The sequence below is a fragment of the Desulfosarcina sp. genome, assembly GCF_041551955.1.
Classification (GTDB): domain Bacteria; phylum Desulfobacterota; class Desulfobacteria; order Desulfobacterales; family Desulfosarcinaceae; genus Desulfosarcina.
This window is the reverse complement of record NZ_JBFELV010000315.1, coordinates 1-5,840: the sequence shown is the minus strand read 5'-3', so window position 1 is coordinate 5,840 and position 5,840 is coordinate 1. Positions and strand designations below refer to the sequence as shown.

Sequence of the window (5,840 nt, the reverse complement as noted above, 5' to 3'; positions counted from 1 at the left end):
CCGCATTTTGTGCATCCTATTTTTTCTGGTTCTACGCGGAACTGGCCAACCGCCCCGGCCTGCCCACACGTATCGACCTGATCGTGGCCGTCGTCGGCCTGGTCATGCTGCTGGAAGCCACCCGCCGTGCGCTCGGGCCGCCCCTGATGGTGGTGGCCACCGTGTTTATCATCTACACCTTTGCCGGGCCTTACATGCCCGACGTGATCGCCCACAAGGGAGCCAGCCTGGTCAAGGGCATGACCCACTACTGGTTGACCACCGAGGGTGTCTACGGGGTGGCCCTGGGCGTCTCCACCGGAATGGTCTTCATGTTCGTGCTCTTCGGTGCGCTGCTGGAGTCGGCCGGTGCCGGCAACTACTTTATCCGCACCGCCTTTGCCGCCCTGGGTCATCTGCGCGGCGGTCCGGCCAAAGCCGCGGTGGTGGCTTCCGGGTTGACCGGCCTGGTCTCCGGGTCCTCCATCGCCAACGTGGTCACCACCGGCACCTTCACCATCCCGTTGATGAAAAAGGTCGGCTTTACCCCGGAGAAAGCCGGGGCCGTGGAAGTGGCCTGCTCGACCAACGGGCAGCTCATGCCGCCGGTCATGGGGGCGGCCGCCTTTCTGATGGTCGAATACGTGGGCATCTCTTACGTGGAGGTCATCAAACACGCCTTCCTGCCGGCCATCATTTCGTACATCGCCCTTTTTTACATTGTCCACCTGGAAGCCTGCAAGTTGGGGCTCAAGGGCATGGAAAGGCCCGTGACCACGACCTTGCAGCGCAAGGTGCTCTCGGCGCTGATGACCTTTCTGTTCATCATCATCATCGGCGGTGTCACTTACTACGGCCTGGGATGGATCAAGACCGTTGCCGGCAAGGCCGCCATCTACATCGTCTGTGTCCTGCTGCTGGTGGCCTACCTGCTTCTGCTCAAGTTCGCCTGCCGGGTACCGGAGCTGGACACCAGTCTCGAAATCGTGGAACTGCCGGAACTGTGGGCCACGGCCCAGGCCGGGTATTACTTTCTGCTGCCTGTCGTGGTGCTCATGTGGTGCCTGGTGGTCGAGCGACTCTCGCCGGCACTGTCCGCCTACTGGGCCACGATGCTGCTGATCTTCGTCGTGCTGACCCAGCGACCGCTCAAAGGCGTGTTTCGCAAGATGAAGGGAGATGCATTCACCTTCAAGGCGGGCTTTAACGATATGATCAAAGGCTTTATCAACGGCGCCCGCAACATGATCGGCATCGGCGTGGCCACCTCGGCCGCCGGCATCGTCGTCGGCACGGTCACCCTGACCGGCATCGGCCTGGTCATGACCGAGTTCGTCGAGTTCATCTCCGGCGGCAACCTGATGCTAATCCTGCTCTTTACCGCCGTGATCAGCCTGATCCTGGGCATGGGCCTGCCCACCACGGCCAACTACATCGTCGTCTCCACCCTGATGGCCCCGGTGATCGTGGAACTGGGCGCCCAGAACGGCCTGATCGTGCCGCTGATCGCCGTGCATCTGTTTGTCTTCTATTTCGGCATCCTGGCCGACGACACGCCACCGGTGGGGCTGGCGGCCTTTGCCGCTGCCGGCATATCCGGCGGGGATCCTATACGCACCGGCATCCAGGGATTCATTTATGATATCCGCACCGCTGTGCTGCCGTTCATGTTCATCTTCAACACCCAGTTGATTATGGTCGGTTTGACCGGCTGGTTTCATCTGGTGGTGGTCATCGTTGCCGCGGTGGCTGCCATGCTGGCCTTTGCCGCGGGCACACAGGGCTATTTCTTGGTCAAGTGCCGCCTCTGGGAGACCGCCGCGCTGCTGCTGGTGGCCTTTACCCTGTTCCGTCCCGGTTTCTGGTGGGATATGGTTTATCCGCCACTGGTCAAAATGCCGGCCACCAACCTCGAAGAGATGGTGGCCGCCATGGAACCCAGCAGGCGTTTGCGCATCGAGGTCAAAGGCGAGACCATGAACGGCAAGGAATACACCAAGACACTGATGCTCAAGGTAGGAGACGAAGCCACCGGCAAGGAACGGCTGGCGGGTATCGGCATCGAAACCCGCGAGGAGGAGGGCAAGATCCTGGTGGACAATGTGGTTTTTTCCAGCCTGGCGGAAAAGGCCGGCATCGACTTCGACCAAGAGATTCTGAATATCCAGATTCCCAGCGACCGGCCAGACAAGGAGTTAATGTTCATTCCGGCGCTATTGCTTTATGGGTTGATCTGGTTTGTTCAGAACCGGCGCAGTAAAAAGCTCCAGAAACTTGCTGCATCAACCTAATCGATTTTCGATCAATACTGCCGTTGGTTTCAGGAAAATATGAGCGGCGCGAGAGGTTTGATTAATTTTCACCCATCAAAGGATTATCCGGGGGCGCAAACCATGTTTAAAAAAATTCTTGTTCCGGTGGACATCGACTACCCGGAAACGGCGGCACAAGTTTACCAGAAGGCGGTTGCCATCGCAACGCTCGGCAGTGCCGACGTCCGTCTGGTTACGGTGATGCCCGGTTTCGGTATGCCCATCGTTGCCTCGATGGTGCCTGAGGAAATTCAAAAGGGGGCCGCCGAGCGGGTCAAAGCGGCCCTGGAGCAGTTTGTTGCCGGCTATTGCGACAAGACCGTCACCCACAGTCTGCGGACCGGAAAAAACTGGGAGGAGATCATCAGTGAGGCCGACGCGTGGCGGGCGGATTTGATCGTCGTCTACCACAACCGCCATCATAAAATTAACGACGTGTTCAGCCGATCCTGCTCACAGCGGGTTTCCGATCACGCCAACTGCAGCGTGCTGAGGTTGCGAAACGTTCAATCCAAAGCCGAGGGGGCGTGATCGTTTTAGCGTGAACCAAAGCGCTCATCTTTTAATTCCTGGGAGGAAACACAATGGCCACCCAGCTCATCAATCAGAAAGGTATCTCTAATTTTCTTAAACGTTTAACGATGCTTTGCGCCGCCGTGATATTGGGAACCGTTCCCCTGGCTGCCGACGCCGATGACGTGCTCCTTGGAACCGGCGCCGCAGGTGACTTTTCTTACTTTGCCGGGCGGGCGATCTGCCGCATCCTCAACCAGTCGCCCGGGGAGTTAAATTGTCGGTTGATTCCTGCATCGGACGATCTCCACAACCTGACCAACCTGAACGGTGGATCGCTGGATTTGGCCCTTCTCGATTCACGCCTGCTGAATGACGCCATGACCCGCAATGGTCAGTTTATGTTCCTGGACATCCGCTATGACAATCTCGGCGCGTTATTGCCGCTTTATGAACTGCCCATCCTCCTGGTCGCTCGCGGCGACGCCGGTATCGCCGGCCTCTCGGATCTGAAAGGAAAGCGCATCAACATCGGCATTGCGCGCACGAAGGTGCGCGATGCGGTTGATTTCATCATGACGGCCAAGGGTTGGACCAAACGGGATTTCACGCTAATACAGGAGTTGCCGGCCTCGCAGTCGCAAGACAAGATGGCGTTTTGCCACAGCGCCGTCGATGCCATGGTGCATATCGGCGTGCACCCGGACTCGGCGTTCCAGCAGCTCATCGACCTTTGCGCGGCCGTGCCGGTGGACATGGACGATGCTGATATTTCCCGCGCGATAAACGGAAATCCTGCCGTCTCAACTATCAGCATTCCTCCCGCCACCTACCCCGGTCTTGAAAAGCCGGTGGCCTCGTTCGGAACGACGATCCTGCTGGTCGCCTCGGGTAGCCTCGATGATGAGACCGCGATGGCGATTATGGCCGCCTTGGAAAAGCATCAGGGCAGTCTGCAAAGCATCCATCCCGCGCTGGGCCAGTTCTCAGTGAAACCAGCAGATGCTCCGGATATCGGCCTATCCCTGCACCCGGGTGCGGCAGCCTATTTTTCAACCCAGGGGAAATAATGTGCCGAAACCAGCCCGCTACATTCAGTCTGCCGGAGGGATGAATCGGGTTTCAAATCAAGTCAAGCATTCCCACCCCATTCAGCGCCTGCTGCCGATAGCGGCCCTGCTGGCGGCCCTGGCAGTGGCCTGCACCGCCAACTACGGCCGCCTGCAGCGCAGCAACGATGTTAGTAAGACCTTCGAGCGCTACGAGGTCCTGGCGGACCACGCCTACTATGCCACCGGTCCCGCGGCCCGTCCCACGGCCATCCTGGCCATTCACCGGTCCTACACCTTAAAGCCGGGGTTGTGGCGGTCTGTGGATATGACGCCTGAGCTGTTGAGTCGGCTGGTGGACGCCATGACCGATCAGTTGGGGTTTACACCCGCCATCCTGGGCGGGGTAATTGCCGATCCTGCGGGCAAACAGGTGGGGGTTTGGTATTCGCTTTACCGCCGGACGACCATCCGATTGGAGCCCGAAAACGTGATCGTCGTCAGCCTGCCCACACCGGACAACGATCCGTTTCCGATGGGCGGGGGGCGTCGACCCGGCATGCTGCGTTGATTCACATCCACTATCGTGAACCGCGATAGCAAACGCATATTTCGTCGCTTGCGGCGAAGAGGATTCAATGTTCAGGATCGGTCAATTTCAGGGTCGGTCAATTTCAGGGTCGGTTCGTGGATCCAGGGACATGACCACAGAAGATGTGCTTTTCATGGGCACGAAGGCCACCTGGTCGTCTACCGCCACGATTTCTACTTTTTCCATTTTTCTCAAATAGAGGGTGATCACGGCGAAGGCGCCGTTGATCAGCAACCAGAAAGCGAAAAGGCCAAACGGGGAGTCCAGCAGGGTCATCACCCCGGAGGCCAGCAAGGGGCTGACGCTGGCACCGACGCTGTAGGCGAAGAGCAGGCCGGCACTGACGGCCACGGCCTCCTGCCCACCGAAGATATCATGCGCCCGGGCCACCGCGACCGGGTAGATGGCAAACATCAGTGCGCCGAAGGTTCCCATCCCTGCAGCCATTCCCCCGAACGAACGCGCTCCGAGGATGAACATGAACGTGCTGACAACGGCAATAGCGGTTGCGATCGCGGTGAGGACAGTGGTGCGGTCAAACCGGTCGGATAGGGTTCCCACCGCCCACTGGGCCGCCAGGCCGCAGAACACGGTGATGGACATGATCCAGGACAGCTGGCGCAGCGACAGACCGATGTCGGTGCAGACCACTGGCATCATGGCATAAAAGGCGCTGTTGGTCAGGCCGGCGGCCATGCTCCCGAGCATGCCCAGCGGTGCCCGGCGGAAAATCGATATGAAATGGTAGGGCTTGGTTTCGGGCAGACTGGGGTGAACACCCTGGGTGGCCGACACCGGCACCAGGCAGAGGGCGAAGAGGATCCCGGCAAGGATGAAAAGCGTTTGCCCATGAACGTTTCCGATGTTGAGCAACTGCTGGCCGATGCCGATGCCCAGGTAAGTCAGGGTCATGTACATGGAAAACACCCGCCCCCGGTAGCGCGAGGCGGTACACTCGTTGAGCCAGCTCTCGATGACCATGAACAGGCCGAAGGTCGTAATCCCGCTTATGAATCGCAGGGCCCCCCAGAACCATGGGGAGAGGTAGAGCCCGTGAAGCAGGGCCGCGGCGGTCGTCGTGGCGGCAAACACCGTGAAGGCCCGGATGTGTCCCACCCGTTGGATCAAGCGATGGCACGTGAATGAACCGGTCAACAGGCCGGTGAAATAACAGGACAGGACGATGCCGGTGGTGCCGGTCGAGAAACCCTCCGCGGCCATGCGTGTGCTCAGCAGGGTGTTTAACAGACCGTTGCCGGTCAGAAAGACAAAGGCGGCGGCAAACAATGCACCAAACGCACCCAGGGTGGTGACCATGTTATTTCCTTGAAAAGGGTGTCAACATGATTAAAGACAATCTGGTTGCTAAAAGAAGACCACCGACAAAAGCAAATT

Annotated in this window: 5 protein-coding genes; 4 read left to right on the top strand and 1 reads right to left on the bottom strand. The window is 59.0% G+C overall.

What is annotated here, in order from left to right; genetic code table 11:
• From ABYV26_RS18875 to ABYV26_RS18860, 4 genes are all read left to right on the top strand, one after another.
• Positions 1-2,270 (top strand): TRAP transporter permease (locus ABYV26_RS18875; RefSeq protein WP_372682906.1); only part of this gene is annotated, 2,270 nt, incomplete at its 5' end.
• 102 nt (positions 2,271-2,372) lie between these two features.
• Positions 2,373-2,822: a universal stress protein gene (locus ABYV26_RS18870; protein WP_372682905.1), complete on the top strand. Its 450-nt coding sequence runs from the start codon at positions 2,373-2,375 to the stop codon at positions 2,820-2,822.
• A gap of 53 nt (positions 2,823-2,875) precedes the next feature.
• Entirely contained in the window at positions 2,876-3,874 is a 999-nt protein-coding gene (locus tag ABYV26_RS18865) for a TAXI family TRAP transporter solute-binding subunit (protein ID WP_372682904.1), read from the top strand.
• Position 3,875: 1 nt separating this feature from the next.
• Positions 3,876-4,424 (top strand): hypothetical protein, encoded by a 549-nt coding sequence (locus ABYV26_RS18860; protein ID WP_372682903.1) that lies wholly within the window; start codon positions 3,876-3,878, stop codon positions 4,422-4,424.
• An 87-nt stretch (positions 4,425-4,511) separates the two neighbouring features.
• On the opposite strand, the gene ABYV26_RS18855 is transcribed toward ABYV26_RS18860, so the two are convergent.
• Positions 4,512-5,762 (bottom strand): MFS transporter, encoded by a 1,251-nt coding sequence (locus tag ABYV26_RS18855; RefSeq protein WP_372682902.1) that lies wholly within the window; start codon positions 5,760-5,762, stop codon positions 4,512-4,514.
• Between the last annotated feature and the right edge of the window lie 78 nt (positions 5,763-5,840).